Origin of the sequence: Pseudomonas sp. NBRC 111143 (assembly GCF_001320965.1) — a bacterium.
GTDB classification, from domain to species: domain Bacteria; phylum Pseudomonadota; class Gammaproteobacteria; order Pseudomonadales; family Pseudomonadaceae; genus Aquipseudomonas; species Aquipseudomonas machongensis.
Window position 1 is genome coordinate 1 of record NZ_BCBT01000087.1, and the last position, 15697, is coordinate 15697.

General features: G+C 63.6%; 16 protein-coding genes. 14 read left to right on the forward strand and 2 right to left on the reverse strand.

What is annotated here, in order from left to right:
- The first annotated feature begins 500 nt into the window (after nucleotides 1–500).
- From flhA to APH44_RS28090, 14 genes are all read left to right on the forward strand, one after another.
- The gene (gene flhA, locus APH44_RS28025) at nucleotides 501–2630 is read left to right on the forward strand and encodes a flagellar biosynthesis protein FlhA (protein WP_054895559.1); all 2130 of its coding nucleotides are present in this window, start codon (nucleotides 501–503) and stop codon (nucleotides 2628–2630) included.
- 11 nt (nucleotides 2631–2641) lie between these two features.
- Entirely contained in the window at nucleotides 2642–3952 is a 1311-nt protein-coding gene (gene flhF, locus APH44_RS28030) for a flagellar biosynthesis protein FlhF (protein ID WP_054895560.1), read from the forward strand.
- Nucleotides 3953–4027: 75 nt separating this feature from the next.
- On the forward strand, nucleotides 4028–4861 hold the full coding sequence (gene fleN / locus APH44_RS28035) for a flagellar synthesis regulator FleN (RefSeq protein ID WP_016393812.1): 834 nt from the start codon (nucleotides 4028–4030) through the stop codon (nucleotides 4859–4861).
- Nucleotides 4858–5598, forward strand: coding sequence for an RNA polymerase sigma factor FliA (gene fliA / locus APH44_RS28040; RefSeq protein WP_054895561.1), 741 nt, complete (start codon nucleotides 4858–4860; stop codon nucleotides 5596–5598). The genes fleN and fliA overlap by 4 nt, the downstream gene beginning before the upstream one ends.
- A 104-nt stretch (nucleotides 5599–5702) precedes the next feature.
- Nucleotides 5703–6077 (forward strand): chemotaxis response regulator CheY, encoded by a 375-nt coding sequence (locus tag APH44_RS28045; protein WP_104881405.1) that lies wholly within the window; start codon nucleotides 5703–5705, stop codon nucleotides 6075–6077.
- Nucleotides 6078–6095: 18 nt separating this feature from the next.
- Nucleotides 6096–6884 carry a protein phosphatase CheZ gene (locus APH44_RS28050; RefSeq protein ID WP_054895562.1) on the forward strand — a complete coding sequence of 263 codons (789 nt, stop codon included), beginning with the start codon at nucleotides 6096–6098 and terminating at the stop codon, nucleotides 6882–6884.
- 12 nt (nucleotides 6885–6896) lie between these two features.
- On the forward strand, nucleotides 6897–9116 hold the full coding sequence (locus tag APH44_RS28055; protein WP_054895563.1) for a chemotaxis protein CheA: 2220 nt from the start codon (nucleotides 6897–6899) through the stop codon (nucleotides 9114–9116).
- 45 nt (nucleotides 9117–9161) lie between these two features.
- On the forward strand, nucleotides 9162–10292 hold the full coding sequence (locus APH44_RS28060) for a chemotaxis response regulator protein-glutamate methylesterase (RefSeq protein WP_054895564.1): 1131 nt from the start codon (nucleotides 9162–9164) through the stop codon (nucleotides 10290–10292).
- A complete protein-coding gene (locus APH44_RS28065) occupies nucleotides 10292–11032 on the forward strand; it encodes a flagellar motor protein (RefSeq protein WP_054895565.1) in 741 nt (246 codons plus the stop codon). The genes APH44_RS28060 and APH44_RS28065 overlap by 1 nt, the downstream gene beginning before the upstream one ends.
- 3 nt (nucleotides 11033–11035) lie before the next feature.
- A complete protein-coding gene (gene motD, locus APH44_RS28070) occupies nucleotides 11036–11923 on the forward strand; it encodes a flagellar motor protein MotD (protein WP_054895566.1) in 888 nt (295 codons plus the stop codon).
- Nucleotides 11924–11973: 50 nt separating this feature from the next.
- Nucleotides 11974–12762 (forward strand): ParA family protein, encoded by a 789-nt coding sequence (locus APH44_RS28075; protein WP_054895567.1) that lies wholly within the window; start codon nucleotides 11974–11976, stop codon nucleotides 12760–12762.
- Nucleotides 12762–13661 (forward strand): CheW domain-containing protein, encoded by a 900-nt coding sequence (locus APH44_RS28080; protein WP_054895568.1) that lies wholly within the window; start codon nucleotides 12762–12764, stop codon nucleotides 13659–13661. The genes APH44_RS28075 and APH44_RS28080 overlap by 1 nt, the downstream gene beginning before the upstream one ends.
- 68 nt (nucleotides 13662–13729) lie before the next feature.
- On the forward strand, nucleotides 13730–14209 hold the full coding sequence (locus APH44_RS28085; protein WP_016393802.1) for a chemotaxis protein CheW: 480 nt from the start codon (nucleotides 13730–13732) through the stop codon (nucleotides 14207–14209).
- 1 nt (nucleotide 14210) lies between these two features.
- Nucleotides 14211–14606, forward strand: a complete 396-nt coding sequence (locus APH44_RS28090; protein WP_054895569.1) for a DUF2802 domain-containing protein — start codon at nucleotides 14211–14213, stop codon at nucleotides 14604–14606.
- Nucleotides 14607–14807: 201 nt separating this feature from the next.
- Here the strand turns inward: APH44_RS28090 and APH44_RS28095 are convergent, their stop codons facing one another.
- Both APH44_RS28095 and APH44_RS28100 read right to left on the reverse strand, forming a co-directional pair.
- The gene (locus APH44_RS28095) at nucleotides 14808–15134 is read right to left on the reverse strand and encodes an EscU/YscU/HrcU family type III secretion system export apparatus switch protein (RefSeq protein WP_054895570.1); all 327 of its coding nucleotides are present in this window, start codon (nucleotides 15132–15134) and stop codon (nucleotides 14808–14810) included.
- On the reverse strand, nucleotides 15131–15697 hold a 567-nt coding region (locus APH44_RS28100; RefSeq protein WP_177342489.1), incomplete at its 5' end, for a flagellar hook-length control protein FliK. The genes APH44_RS28100 and APH44_RS28095, both read right to left, overlap by 4 nt.

Below are 15697 nucleotides of genomic sequence, written 5' to 3' on the forward strand. Positions count from 1 at the left end.
TCTCTTAATGAGTACATGATAACTCCTGTTCGACGCATGGGTGGCAGGGCACGCTGGCGTGGCGGGTTCGTTCATATTTCCATTCAAGATTTCGGGGGAGGCTAAATGTGATCACTGAAGGCGGCAACTAGCAGAATTAACAGGTACGCCTGAAAACGGCGGGTTCAAAACGACCGTTTATCAGTCGATGATTGTTCGCTGTTTACCTGCAGGTGCCCTCACTAACGCAAGCCTGGGCTTATCCCTGATGTGCCCGCCGCCCCCCCTGAAGGCATCGGATTAGCGGAGTGGAGCCATCAGGTCATTAGCACCAGCCCAGATTTCTCGGTGTTTCAGGCCACGCAGTGGCCTGCTCGCAAGCGCCGGATCCGCTGAACCAAAACCCGCCTCTGCGCCGCGGCAGCTGATCGCAGGCATCCGTTGGTAAAGTTGGACAGCTTCTTGCAGAGGCAGCGCAGGCGCTCTGCAGGCGTCAAAGTTTTGCTTTAAGAGGAATCGTGGTGGATCGCAGTCAGTTAATCAGCAACGCCCGTAACAACCTGGCCGGTCTCGGTCGGGGGAACCTGGGCGTGCCGTTGTTGCTGCTGGTGATGCTGGCAATGATGATGTTGCCCATCCCGCCGTTCCTGCTCGATGTGTTCTTCACCTTCAACATCGCGCTGTCGATCGTGGTCCTGCTGGTCTGCGTCTACGCCCTGCGCCCGCTGGACTTCGCCGCGTTCCCGACCATCCTGCTGGTGGCGACGCTGCTGCGCCTGGCGCTCAACGTCGCCTCGACCCGCGTGGTCATGCTCCACGGCCAGGAGGGCCACGGGGCGGCGGGCAAAGTGATCCAGGCCTTTGGTGAGGTGGTGATCGGCGGCAACTACGTGGTCGGTGCGGTGGTGTTCGCCATCCTGATGATCATCAACTTTGTCGTGGTGACCAAGGGTGCCGGGCGTATTTCCGAGGTGAGCGCGCGCTTCACCCTCGACGCCATGCCCGGCAAGCAGATGGCCATCGACGCCGACCTCAACGCCGGCTTGATCGACCAGGCCCAGGCCAAGGCGCGTCGTGCCGAGGTCGCCCAGGAGGCCGAGTTCTACGGTTCGATGGACGGTGCCAGCAAGTTCGTGCGTGGCGACGCCATCGCCGGCCTGCTGATTCTGTTCATCAACCTTATCGGCGGCATGCTCATCGGCATGCTGCAGCATGGCATGACCTTCAGCGACGCCGGCAAGGTGTACGCTTTGTTGACCATTGGTGACGGTTTGGTGGCGCAGTTGCCCTCGCTGCTGCTGTCCACTGCGGCCGCGATCATGGTCACCCGCGCCTCGGGCTCCGAGGACATGGGCAAGCTGATCAACCGGCAGATGTTCGATTCGCCCAAGGCGCTGGCCGTTTCCGGCGCGCTGATGGTGGTGATGGGGCTGGTGCCGGGTATGCCACACATCGCCTTCCTCAGCCTCGGCGTGCTGGCCGGCGGCGGCGCCTACATGGTGTGGAAGAAGCAGCAGAAGGCCAAGCTCCTGGCCGTGCAGGAAGCGCAGCGCCAACAGGATCTGCTGCCATCGCCGCAGCGCGCCATGGAAACCAAGGAGCTGGGCTGGGACGACGTCACGCCGATCGACATGATCGGCCTGGAAGTCGGCTATCGCCTGATTCCGCTGGTCGACCGCAACCAGGGCGGCCAGTTGCTGGCGCGGATCAAGGGCGTGCGCAAGAAGCTCTCGCAAGACCTGGGCTTTCTCATGCCCACCGTGCACATTCGCGACAACCTCGACCTGCAGCCCAGTGCCTATCGCCTGACGCTGATGGGGGTGATCCTGGCCGAGGCCGAGATCTATCCGGACCGCGAGCTTGCGATCAACCCTGGGCAGGTGTTCGGCACTCTCAATGGTATCGCCGCGCGCGACCCGGCCTTTGGCCTGGAGGCGGTGTGGATCGATGTGGCCCAGCGCGCCCAGGCGCAGTCCTTGGGTTACACGGTGGTCGATGCCAGCACCGTGGTCGCCACTCACCTCAACCAGATCCTGCAGAAGCACTGCCACGAGCTGATCGGCCATGAAGAGGTCCAGCAGTTGCTGCAGGTGCTGTCCAAGGCATCGCCGAAACTTGCCGAGGAATTGGTGCCAGGTGTCATTTCCTTGTCGGGGTTGCTCAAGGTCCTGCAGGCCCTGCTTGCCGAGCAGGTGCCCGTGCGTGACATCCGCAGCATTGCCGAGGCCATCGCCAACAATGCCGCCAAGAGTCAAGATACCGCCGCGTTGGTGGCTTCGGTGCGGGTCGGCTTGTCACGTGCCATCGTGCAAAGCATTGTCGGCGTTGAGTCCGAGCTGCCTGTGATCACCCTTGAACCAAGGTTGGAACAGATCTTGCTCAATAGTCTGCAAAGGGCCGGGCAGGGTCAGGAAGACGGTGTTCTTCTTGAACCGAGCATGGCCGAGAAGCTGCAGCGTTCGCTGATCGAGGCGGCGCAGCGCCAGGAGATGCAAGGCCAGCCGGCCATTCTCCTGGTCGCCGGCCCGATCCGTGCCATGCTGTCGAGATTCGGTCGTCTGGCCGTGCCCAACCTGCATGTGCTGGCGTACCAGGAAATACCGGACAACAAGCAAGTCACCATCGTTGCCACCGTGGGCCCTAACGGCTGAGGTAGTGGGTTATGCAAGTTAAGCGTTTTTTCGCCGCCGATATGCGCCAGGCCATGAAGCTGGTCCGTGATGAGCTTGGCGCCGATGCCGCAATCATCGGCAACCGGCGTATCGCCGGCGGTGTCGAACTGACGGCCGCGCTGGACTACAAGCTGTCCGCCCTGGCCCCACGCGTGCCGAATGTCGAGCTCGAGGACGAGCTGCGCAAGACCCATTCGCGCATCGCCACCGCCCAGGCCGAGCTGGACGGGCGTGGTGACGCCGAACTCGGCAACCGGCAATTGTTTGCCGGCCTGTCGCTGACCGCGTCCGAGCCGCTGGTCGAGCCGCATGTGGATGTTCCGGCGCCTGCGCCGGCCCCTGCGGCCCCGACGGTCGACAAGCGCGTCTTCGACGCCATGCGTTCGGAGCTTTCGGGTTTGCGCGAGCTGCTTGAAGTGCAGCTTGGCTCGCTTGCCTGGGGCCAATTGCAGGGCAACAAGCCGCAGCAGGCCAACCTCTGGCGTCGCTTGCAGCGCCTGGGCCTGTCTGGCCCGATCGCCCGTGATCTGCTTGAGCGGGCCGGTGAGATCGAAGACCCGCGTCAGGCTTGGCGCATGGTCCTGGCGCACCTGGCGCGTCTGATCGAGGTGCCTGAGGTGGAGCCGATCGAGGAGGGCGGGGTCATCGCCATGGTCGGCCCGGCCGGCATGGGCAAGACCACCACCCTGGCCAAGCTCGCCGCGCGCTATGTGCTCAAGTACGGCTCGCAGCACCTGGCGCTGGTGAGCATGGACAGCTACCGCATCGGTGCCCAGGAGCAGCTCAAGACCCTCGGGCGCATCCTCAATGTGCCGGTGACCTACGTCGATCCGGGCCAGTCGCTGGCCCAGGCGCTGGAGCCACTGCTGCGCAAGCGCGTGGTGCTGATCGACACCGCCGGTCTTCAGGCCAGCGATCCGGCGCTGCGCATGCAGCTCGAATCGCTCGCCAGCCGCGGCATCGCCGCCAAGAACTACCTGGTACTGGCCACCACCAGCCAGAAACAGGTGCTGACCGCCGCCTATCACAGCTACAAGCGCTGTGGCCTGGCCGGTTGCATCCTGACCAAGCTCGATGAAACGGGCAGCCTCGGCGAAGTGCTGAGCCTGGCCATCAGTCACGAACTGCCCGTGGCCTATCTCACCGATGGTCCGCGCATTCCTGACGACCTGCAGTTGCCGCGCAAGCATCAGTTGGTGAGCCGCGCGGTCAGCGTGCAGTTGCAGGAAGAGCCCAGCGAAGAGGCCATGGCCGACATGTTCGCTGATCTCTACCACAATCCCGATAAGCGCGCGGGTTGAAGATGAACGGCGCAGGGGGTCGACAGCGGCCCTTCAAGTGGGCAGGTCCCACGCGAGACAAGGTAAAGAACAGACATGGGTAGCATGCATCCCGTACAGGTGATCGCCGTCACCGGTGGCAAAGGTGGCGTCGGCAAGACCAACGTTTCAGTGAACCTGTCCCTGGCGCTGGCTGAACTCGGCCGCCGGGTCATGCTGCTGGACGCCGACCTGGGTCTGGCCAACGTCGACGTGCTGCTGGGGTTGACCCCCAAACGTACCCTGGCCGACGTCATCGAAGGACGCTGCGAGCTGCGCGACGTGCTGTTGCAGGGGCCGGGCGGCGTGCGCATCGTGCCGGCGGCCTCGGGTACCCAGAGCATGGTGCACCTGGCGCCAGCCCAGCATGCCGGGCTGATCCAGGCGTTCAGCGAGATCGGCGACAACCTCGATGTATTGGTGATCGACACCGCTGCAGGTATCGGTGACTCGGTGGTCAGTTTCGTTCGCGCGGCGCAGGAAGTGTTGCTGGTGGTGTGCGACGAGCCCACCTCGATCACCGACGCCTACGCCTTGATCAAGCTGCTCAACCGCGATTACGGCATGAATCGTTTCCGCGTCCTGGCCAACATGGCGCAGAGCCCTCAGGAAGGGCGCAACCTGTTCGCCAAGCTGACCAAGGTTACCGACCGCTTCCTCGACGTGGCCTTGCAGTACGTGGGCGCCGTGCCCTACGACGAATGTGTGCGCAAGGCCGTGCAGAAGCAGCGCGCAGTGTACGAGGCCTTCCCGCGCTCCAAATGCGCCCTGGCGTTCAAGGCCATTGCGCAGAAGGTCGACAGCTGGCCGCTGCCGGCCAACCCGCGCGGGCACCTGGAGTTCTTCGTCGAGCGCCTGGTACAGCCCACCAGTGCGGGGCCGGTGCTATGAGTGCGAGCGGATTCAAGATGTACAGCAAGGCGTCCAAGGACGCTCAGTACGAGCTGGTTGAGCGCTATGCCCCGCTGGTCAAGCGGATTGCCTATCACCTGTTGGCACGCCTGCCGGCCAACGTGCAGGTCGAGGACCTGATCCAGGCCGGCATGATCGGCCTGCTGGAAGTGGCCAACAAGTACGACGCCAGCAAGGGTGCGAGCTTCGAGACCTATGCCGGCATCCGCATCCGTGGCGCCATGCTCGACGAGGTGCGCAAGGGCGACTGGGCGCCGCGTTCGGTGCACCGCAACACGCGCATGGTCAGTGACGCGATTCGCGCCGTCGAAGCAAGAACCGGTCGTGACGCTAAAGATCACGAGGTTGCTGCCGAACTCCAATTGGGTCTCGACGATTATTACGGGATTCTGAACGATACCTTGGGCAGCCGCCTGTTCAGTTTCGACGACCTGCTGCAGGACGGCGAACACGAAGGGCTGCACGAGGACGGTGTCAGCGGCCAGGTCGAGCCGTCGCGTGACCTGGAAGACGAACGCTTCCAGGCTGCACTGACCGATGCGATCGCCAACCTGCCGGAGCGCGAGCGTCTGGTCCTGGCGCTGTACTACGACGAAGAGTTGAACCTCAAGGAAATCGGGGAAGTGCTGGGGGTCAGCGAATCGCGTGTCAGCCAGTTGCACAGCCAGTGCGCGGCGCGTCTGCGCAGTCGGTTGGGTGAATGGCGAGCGCGGTGAACCCGGGTTCGATGCAGTCGTTTTACGTGGTGCCGAATTGATTGAGCGCGCGCTTGTGAGACGAGCGCGTTTAAGACTGCTTGGAGGTCTAATTGAACAAAGATATGAAAATCCTCATCGTTGACGACTTCTCGACGATGCGGCGGATCATCAAGAACCTGTTGCGTGATCTGGGCTTCACCAACACCGACGAAGCCGACGATGGCACCACGGCTCTGCCGATGCTCGAAAGCGGTCACTACGACTTCCTGGTGACCGACTGGAACATGCCTGGCATGTCCGGCATCGACCTGCTGCGCAAGGTGCGCGCCCACGACCGTCTCAAGGGCATGCCGGTGCTGATGGTGACCGCCGAGGCCAAGCGCGACCAGATCATCGAAGCGGCCCAGGCCGGCGTCAACGGCTATGTGGTCAAGCCTTTCACCGCGCAGGTACTCAAAGAAAAGATCGAAAAGATCTTCGAACGCGTCAACGGCTGAGCCATGTCTGGGGGCGCTATGGAATCAAGAAACGATTCTCTGGGGGAGTTCGAGTCGACCCTGAAGAAGCACGCCGAGCAACTGGTGCAAAGCCTGGAACGCGGCCAGTTCGGCGAGGCGGTGCAGCTGATCCACCAGCTCAACCAGACCCGCGACCGCGGCCTTTATCAGGAAGTGGGCAAGCTCACTCGCGAGCTGCACAGCGCTATCGTCAGTTTCCAGATCGATCCGCGCATGCCGCAGGCCGAGGAAGTGTCGCAGATCACCGACGCCACCGAACGGCTGTCCTACGTGGTCCGGCTGACCGAGAACGCGGCCAATCGCACCATGGACCTGGTCGAGCAAAGCACGCCTGTGCTCAACGATCTGGCATCCGAAGCCCAGAACCTGTCTGCCGACTGGCAGCGCTTCATGCGCCGCGAGGTGGCAGCGCCTGAATTTCGTGAGTTGGTCAAGCGCGTCGACAGTTTCCTGACGCATAGCGCCGAAGGTAACCGCAAGGTGGCCGGCCATCTCAACGACATTCTCCTGGCTCAGGACTATCAGGACCTGACCGGGCAGGTGATCAAGCGGGTGACCGCGCTGGTCACCGAAGTCGAAAGCAATCTGCTCAAGCTCGTGTTGATGGCAAGTCAAGTCGATCGCTTTGCCGGCATCGAACATGACCACGATCAATTGCGCGCTGAAAAAGATGAAGAAAAACATCCAACTCGGGGTGAAGGTCCGCAGATTCATGCCGATAAGCGTGAAGACGTCGTGTCCGGTCAGGACGATGTCGACGATCTGCTGTCCAGCCTGGGTTTTTAGGGAGCACGTTTAATGAGCTTCGGCGCCGATGAAGAAATCCTTCAGGATTTCCTGGTAGAAGCCGGCGAAATCCTCGAGCAACTGTCCGAGCAACTGGTCGAGCTGGAAAGCCGACCTGATGATGCGGACCTGCTCAATGCGATCTTTCGCGGTTTTCACACTGTAAAAGGGGGCGCCGGCTTCCTTCAGCTCAATGAGCTGGTGGAGTGCTGCCACATTGCCGAGAACGTCTTCGACATCCTGCGCAAGGGAGAGCGCCGGGTCGATGCCGAACTGATGGATGTGGTGCTCGAAGCGCTCGACACGGTCAACAGCATGTTTGGCCAGGTTCGCGAGCGCAGCGACATCACCCCGGCCACGCCAGAGCTGCTCGCCGCGCTGTCGCGCCTGGCCGAACCGGCCAGCGCCGATGCCGTGGCACCGGTTGCCGTGGCGGCGGTCGTCGAGGCCCCGGCTGCCGAAGCGGACATCACCGATACCGAGTTCGAGCAACTGCTCGATTCCCTCGATGCGGTCAAGGCCCAGGCCGAGGCGGCCGAGCAGTCGCAGGGTGAAGCCGTTTCCGGCAGTGCCGACGAGATCACCGACGCCGAGTTCGAGTCGCTGCTCGACCAACTGCATGGCAAGGGTCAGTTCTCGCCGGAAGTCGCGGCGAGCGAGCCGGAGGCTGCAGTCGCGACGCCGGCCGGTGACGAGATCACCGACGAAGAGTTCGAGGCGCTGCTCGATCAGTTGCATGGCAAGGGCGCTTTTGCCGCCGATGCACTGCCGAGCGTCGAAGCCACCGCCAGTGCGTCAGCGGCCGAACCTGTCGGCGATCACATCACCGACAACGAGTTCGAGGCCCTGCTGGACCAACTGCACGGCAAGGGCAAGTTCAGTGGCGATGCCGTCGCGGCTGAAGCGCCTGCCGTTGCCGTGGCTGCCGCGCCTGCTGCCAAGGCCGAAAGCAAGCCTGTCGCCAAACCGGCGCCTGCCCCCGCCGCGGCTGCCAAGCCGGCCGCTGCTCCGGCACCGGCACGCGCTGCAGCGCCGGCTGCCGACAAGCACGGCGCCAGCGAAGCGGAAACCACGGTGCGGGTCGATACTGCGCGCCTGGATGAAATCATGAACATGGTCGGCGAACTGGTGCTGGTGCGTAACCGCCTGGTGCGCCTGGGCCTGAACAGCGGCGACGAGGCCATGTCCAAGGCCGTGTCCAACCTCGACGTGGTCACTGCCGACCTGCAGACCGCGGTCATGAAGACTCGCATGCAGCCGATCAAGAAGGTCTTCGGCCGCTTCCCGCGCCTGGTACGCGACTTGGCCCGCCAGCTCAAGAAAGAGATCAACCTGGAGCTGGTCGGCGAAGAGACCGACCTGGACAAGAACCTGGTCGAGGCCCTGGCCGACCCGTTGGTGCACTTGGTGCGCAACGCGGTCGACCATGGCGTCGAGACCCCCGAGGAACGCGAGGCCTCCGGCAAGGCGCGTACCGGTCGGGTGGTGCTGTCGGCCGAGCAGGAGGGTGACCATATCCTGCTGTCGATCTCCGACGACGGCAAAGGCATGGACCCGAACGTCCTGCGCGCCAAGGCGGTCGAGAAGGGCCTGATGGACAAGGATGCAGCCGACCGCCTGAGCGAGTCGGATTGCTACAACCTGATCTTCGCCCCGGGCTTCTCGACCAAGACCGAGATCTCCGACGTGTCCGGCCGCGGTGTGGGCATGGATGTGGTGAAGACCAAGATTTCCCAGCTCAATGGCTCGATCAACATCTTCTCGGCCAAGGGCCAGGGCTCGAAGATCGTCATCAAGGTGCCGCTGACGCTGGCAATCATGCCGACGCTGATGGTGATGCTGGCCAACCAGGCGTTCGCCTTCCCGCTGGTCAACGTCAACGAGATCTTCCATCTCGACCTGTCGCGCACCAACGTGGTCGATGGCCAGGAAGTGGTGATCGTGCGCGACAAGGCGCTGCCGCTGTTCTACCTCAAGCGCTGGCTGGTCCAGGACCAGCAGCATGAGGAGCAGCTCGAAGGGCATGTGGTGATCCTGTCGGTCGGTACTCAGCGCATCGGCTTCGTGGTCGACCAGTTGGTCGGCCAGGAAGAGGTGGTGATCAAGCCGCTGGGCAAGATGCTGCAGGGCACCCCGGGCATGTCCGGCGCCACCATCACCGGTGACGGTCGTATCGCGCTGATCCTCGACGTCCCGAGCATGCTCAAGCGTTACGCCGCCCGGCGTATTTGATTTCGGCGGCGTGACCTGGCGGTTGCGCCGCCTAACGGAGTGTTTATGGCAGTCAAGGTCCTGGTGGTGGATGATTCCGGTTTCTTCCGCCGCCGTGTCTCGGAAATCCTCTCGGCGGACCCGACCATCCAGGTGGTCGGCACCGCGACCAACGGCAAGGAAGCGATCGATCAGGCGCTGGCGCTCAAGCCTGACGTGATCACCATGGACTACGAGATGCCGATGATGGACGGCATTACCGCCGTGCGGCACATCATGCAGCGCTGCCCGACACCGGTCCTGATGTTCTCTTCGCTCACCCACGAAGGTGCGCGTGTCACCCTCGATGCGCTGGACGCAGGGGCGGTCGACTACCTGCCGAAGAACTTCGAGGATATTTCGCGCAACCCCGAGAAGGTCAAGCAGATGCTGTGCGAGAAGGTCCATACCATCTCGCGCAGCAATCGCCGTTTCAGCAGCTTCGCCAGCCACGCGCCAAGCCCGGTTGCCAGCGCTGCGTCGAGCACCAGCCACGCCCCGGCCAGCACCTTGGGCAGCGCTGCACCGACACGCCCTGCGGCGCCGGTACGCAGCGTTGCGCCTGCCGCCAGCCATTCGCCGGCGCCCAAGCGCAAGCCCTACAAGCTGGTGGCCATCGGCACCTCCACAGGCGGCCCGGTTGCCCTGCAGCGGGTGCTGACGCAACTGCCCGCCAACTTCCCGGCCCCCATCGTGCTGATTCAGCACATGCCTGCGGCGTTCACCAAGGCCTTTGCCGAGCGCCTCGACAAGCTGTGCAAGATCAGCGTCAAGGAGGCCGAGGACGGTGATGTGCTGCGTCCAGGCCTTGCGCTGCTGGCCCCGGGAGGCAAGCAGATGATGGTCGATGGCCGTGGCACGGTGAAGATCCTGCCGGGTGACGAACGCCTGAACTACAAACCCTGCGTGGACATCACCTTCGGCTCGGCGGCCAAGACCTACGGTGACAAGGTGCTGTCGGTCGTGCTGACCGGCATGGGTGCGGACGGACGCGAAGGTGCCCGCTTGCTCAAGCAGGGCGGCAGCACCGTATGGGCCCAGGACGAGGCAAGCTGCGTGATCTACGGCATGCCCATGGCGATCGTCAAAGCCAACCTGGCCGACGCCGTGTACAGCCTGGACGAGATCGGCAAGCACCTGGTAGAGGCCTGTGTCTGATGGATGTTCTTAGCCTTATCGGCCTGATCCTGGCGTTCGTCGCCATCGTCGGCGGCAACTTCCTCGAGGGCGGACACGTCGGTGCGCTGCTCAACGGCCCTGCCGGGTTGATCGTCATCGGCGGCACCCTGGCCGCGGCGCTGCTGCAGTCGCCGCTGTCGGCGTTCAAGCGTGCGTTGCAGATCCTGCGCTGGATTTTCTTCCCGCCTCGGGTCGACCTGGCTGGCGGCATCGATCGTGTCGTCAACTGGAGCCTGACTGCGCGCAAGGAAGGCCTGCTGGGGCTGGAGGGCGTCGCCGATGCCGAGCCGGACCCGTACGCACGCAAAGGTCTGCAGTTGCTGGTCGATGGCGCGGAGCCGGAGTCGATCCGCAGCATTCTCGAGGTCGACTTCCTCACCCAGGAGAGCCGTGACATCCAGGCTGCCAAGGTCTTCGAGAGCATGGGCGGCTACGCGCCGACCATCGGTATCATCGGTGCGGTGATGGGCTTGATCCATGTGATGGGCAACCTGGCCGATCCGTCGCAACTGGGTAACGGCATCGCCGTGGCCTTCGTCGCCACCATCTATGGTGTGGCGAGTGCCAACCTGATCCTGCTGCCGGTGGCCAACAAGCTCAAGGCCATCGTCATGCGCCAGTCGCGTTATCGCGAGATGCTGCTCGAGGGGCTGCTGTCGATCGCCGAAGGCGAGAACCCACGCTCGATCGAGCTGAAGCTGCAAGGCTTCATGGAGTAAGCCATGCGTCGTCGTCGCCATACCGAGGAGCACGAGAACCACGAGCGCTGGCTGGTCTCGTACGCCGACTTCATCACCTTGCTGTTCGCCTTTTTCGTGGTGATGTACTCGATTTCCTCGATCAACGAGGGCAAGTACAAGGTCATTTCCCAGGCGCTGATCGGAGTGTTCAACGACCCCGAGCGCAGCCTCAAGCCGATCCCGATCGGCGATGAGCGCCCGCTGACGATCAAGCCGGCAGAACCCCTGATCAAGGACAGTGACCAGGTCGATGCAGGCCTGGGACAGACCAGCGTCGACCCGCTCAAGACCATCACCGACCAGGTGGCCGATGCCTTCGGCGACTTGATCAAGTCGAACCAGATGACCGTGCGTGGCAATGAGCTGTGGGTGGAGATCGAACTCAACTCGGCATTGTTGTTCGGCAGCGGCGATGCCATGCCCAGCGACATCGCCTTCGAGATCATCGAGAAGGTGGCCCGGATCCTCAAGCCGTTCGCCAACCCGGTGCATGTCGAAGGCTTCACCGACAATCTGCCGATCCGCACTGCCCAGTACCCGACCAACTGGGAGTTGTCGTCGGCGCGCGCGGCGAGCATCGTGCGTCTGCTGGCAATGGAAGGGGTGAACCCGGCGCGCATGGCCTCGGTGGGTTACGGCGAGTATCAACCGGTCGCCAGCAACGATACCGCCGATGGCCGGGCGCGCAATCGTCGCGTGGTGCTGGTGATTTCGCGCAATCTCGAAGTGCGCCGCAGCCTGACGGGCTCCGGCAGCGCCAACGCCACCCCGGACGCAGCGTTGCGCCGTGCTGGCACACAAAGTGCACCAGCTACGCCAGCCACGACGGTCGGGAGCAATCCCGTCAAATCTCCGTCACCGAATCTATAGAACCGTTCCCGGCGGGACATTTCGCCCATGCTGGGAGGAAGCAACGCACGATGAGAGTCTGGGCAGTAGCCAATCAAAAAGGTGGCGTCGGCAAGACCACCACCACCATCGCCCTGGCCGGCCTGCTGGCCGAGGCGGGCAAGCGCGTGGTCGTCGTCGACCTCGACCCGCACGGCTCGATGACCAGCTATTTCGGGCACAATCCCGACGCCCTGGAGCACAGCTGCTACGACCTGTTCCTGCACAAGGGCGTGGTGCCCGAAGGGCTGCCGGGGCAGTTGCTGCTGCCGACCAGCCATGAGCGTATCTCGTTGCTGCCCTCGAGCACTGCACTGGCGGTGCTGGAGCGCCAGTCGCCGGGCCAGAATGGCCTGGGCCTGGTAATCGCCAAGAGTCTGGCGCAGCTGTGGCAGGATTTCGACTTTGCCCTGATCGACAGCCCGCCCTTGCTGGGTGTGCTGATGGTCAACGCCCTGGCGGCCAGCCAACAACTGGTGATCCCGGTGCAGACCGAGTTCCTCGCGGTCAAGGGCCTGGAGCGGATGGTCGGCACCCTGGCGATGATCAACCGCTCACGCAAGCAGGCGCTACCCTTCCAGATCGTCCCGACCCTGTTCGACCGCCGTACCCAGGCCTCGCTCGGCACGCTCAAAGTGCTGCGCGACACCTATGGCGAGCAGGTCTGGCAGGGTTACATTCCGGTCGACACGCGCCTGCGCGATGCCAGCCGCAACGGCGTCACGCCCTCGCAGTTCGACGGCAAGAGCCGCGGTGTGATCGCCTACCGGGCGCTGCTCAAGCACCTGCTGACCTACCGCAACGCATTGCAGGTGGCCTGATGAACCGCGTTCCGCAGATCACCAGCAAGCCGCAACTGGCCCTGCAGTCGTATCTCGACGGCCTGCTGCAGGAAGCCACCGAGCCGGTTGAAGTGCCTGAGGCGCCGCTGCCGACAGTACAGCCACAGGCAGCCGAGCCCAGCGACGAATTCGCCGCTGCGGTTCGTGAAGAACAAGCCCGCGACGCCGTCCGCCAGCCCGAGTCGGTGGTGGCGCTCAAACCCTTTGCCGAGCCTGCGCCCAGGATCCTGCCGACGCTGTTGCCGCCGGTGGAGCCGGTGGTCAGCGTGGTCGAAGAGCAAGTGCTGGCCGAGGCTTCGATTCCGGTGCTGACCCAGACCCAAGCCATAGAGCCGGTCGCCCCGCTGGTCGAAGTCCACCTGCCGTCACCTGCTGCACCGGTGCCGCCGGCTACCGTCGACGGGCGTCCGGCCTGGGCTGCGGAGCCTTTCGAATGCCTGCTGTTCGATGTCGCCGGGCTGACCCTGGCGGTGCCGCTGGTGTGCCTGGGGTCGATCTACAGCCTGGCCGGCCAGGAGCTCACGCCGCTGTTCGGCCAACCGGACTGGTTCCTCGGCATCCTCAGTTGCCAGGCCGGCAACCTGAAGGTGCTGGACACCGCACGCTGGGTCATGCCTGACCGCTACCGCGAGGATTTCCGCCAAGGCTTGCAGTACGTGATTTCCGTGCAGGGCTACGAGTGGGGGCTGGCGGTGCATCAGGTCAGCCGTTCTCTGCGCCTGGACCCGGCCGAGATCAAGTGGCGCAGCCAGCGTGGCCAACGCCCGTGGCTGGCAGGCACCGTGATCGAACACATGTGCGCCTTGCTCGACGTCGCCGAGCTGGCCGAGCTGATCGCCAGTGGTGCGGTCAAGCAGCTGAATACCAAACACAACTGACATGGGCGCCGCATCTGCCGCGGCCTCAACGAGCACACCGCCAACGGCGGTACAAGAGGGCTAGGGGAATGAAAAAGTCGTCTGCACAAGGTTCCGAAGATCCGATCCTGCAGTGGGTCACCTTCCGTCTGGACAACGAGTCCTACGGCATCAACGTCATGCAGGTGCAGGAAGTCCTGCGCTATACCGAAATCGCTCCGGTGCCGGGTGCGCCGAGCTATGTGCTCGGTATCATCAACCTGCGCGGCAACGTGGTCACCGTGATCGACACCCGCCAGCGTTTCGGCCTGATGCCTTCGGACGTCACCGACAACACCCGTATCGTGATCATCGAGGCGGACAAGCAGGTGGTCGGCATCCTGGTCGACAGCGTGGCCGAAGTGGTCTATCTGCGTCAGTCGGAGATCGAGACTGCGCCGAACGTCGGTAACGAAGAGTCGGCCAAGTTCATCCAGGGCGTGTGCAACAAGAACGGCGAGCTGCTGATCCTGGTCGAGCTGGACAAGATGATGACCGAGGAAGAGTGGTCGGAGCTGGAGAACATCTGAGGTGATCTTCGAGGCTGCGGTAATCCTCCTGGCGCTGTTGTGGGCGCTGAGCCTGTGGTTCTTCCTCAACTACAGCAAGCGCCAGCGCGAGCTGGCCAGCCAGCAGGCCCAGGGCGATGCGCTGCGTGACCAGCGCATCAGGGACCTGGCCAAACGTCTGGATGACTACCAGAACGTCACCGTGCGCATGGGGGAAGCCATCCATGAACTGCGCGCGGCGGTCGCGCCGCTGCCTGACAGGCTCCTGCAACTGGAGCAGCGCGACCCCAACAATGTCACCTTCTCCCAGGCGGCCAAGTTGGTGGGGATGGGCGCAAGCGTGTCCGAACTCACTGAAAGCTGCGGGCTGACCCAGGCCGAAGCGGAGTTGATGAGCAAGTTGCATCGGCGCGACTGAGTGTCGAACGGCACTTATTCGAGCTTGTCATCGCGGGTCGCTTTGCGGCCCCGTTTCTCCCCTCATTCCCTCAGCCAAGTTATTTATTTCGCGCAGCGTATTCAACAGCGGCAGGCCCGGTCATCCGTCTGAGCCGGGCGATATGGCGATAGAAACCGGCTGTTAGATATAGGTGTCCCAGCACCGGTTAGCTCAATGGCTCTAAGGCAGCAGCGGGTTGCCAGGGGTGATGTCACGCTCGCCCGGCGCCGAGTCGTCGAAGTTCTCCGGTACCTTGCCACGCAGTTGCCAGGCGAAGGCAATGATTTCGGCGATAGTCAGGTACAGCGCTTCGGGGATCTGCTCACCCAGCTCCAGGCGTGCCAGCAGGCTTACCAGTTCGGCGTTCTCGTAGATCGGCACTTCGTGTTCGCGGGCCAGGGCGAGGATGGCTTCGGCCAGTTCGTCCTCACCCTTGGCGCTCAGGGTGGGCGCCTGGTCACCGTCGTAGCTCAGGGCAATGGCCTGGCGGGGGGCTTTGTTGCTCATGCGGTTTCATCCACCCAGCGTTGTTCCAGTCGTGTGCGCGGGCCTTGTGGCGGGATGCCGGGATTACATTCCAGGTCGCCAACGTCCAGGCCCCGTGCCAGCAGGCGTTCGCGCAGGCTGCCAAGCTGGCTGTCGATCAGTTCGGCGGTTTGCGGGCGCTCGGCCCACAGTTGGCCGCTGAGTCGCCCTTGGGTGAGCTGGGCCTGGACCTGTAGTGGGCCCAGCGGCGGGAGGTCGAAGGCCAGGTCGATGCGCCACAACGACTCGAGCGGATCGCGCTGCTCGCGCTGCGAGTCCGCTTGTTGCCGTGGGGTGTCCTCGCGTTGCAGCTTGGCCTGCAGCGGGATGAACTCCTGGCCGTGGCGCAAGGGGATCTCGGTTTGCCAGGTGGTCTGCTGGTTGCCGCTCTCGGTGGTACCGGTCTGCTGCAGGCTGGCCAGCTGATGGCTTTGTACCCGCGAGATGGCGGCGGCGGCCAGGCGCAGCAGTTGCTGCAGGTCGCCTTTTTCTTCCAGGCTTTGCAGCAGACGTGAGGGCAGGGGGAAGGTGCCGGGTTGCGGGCG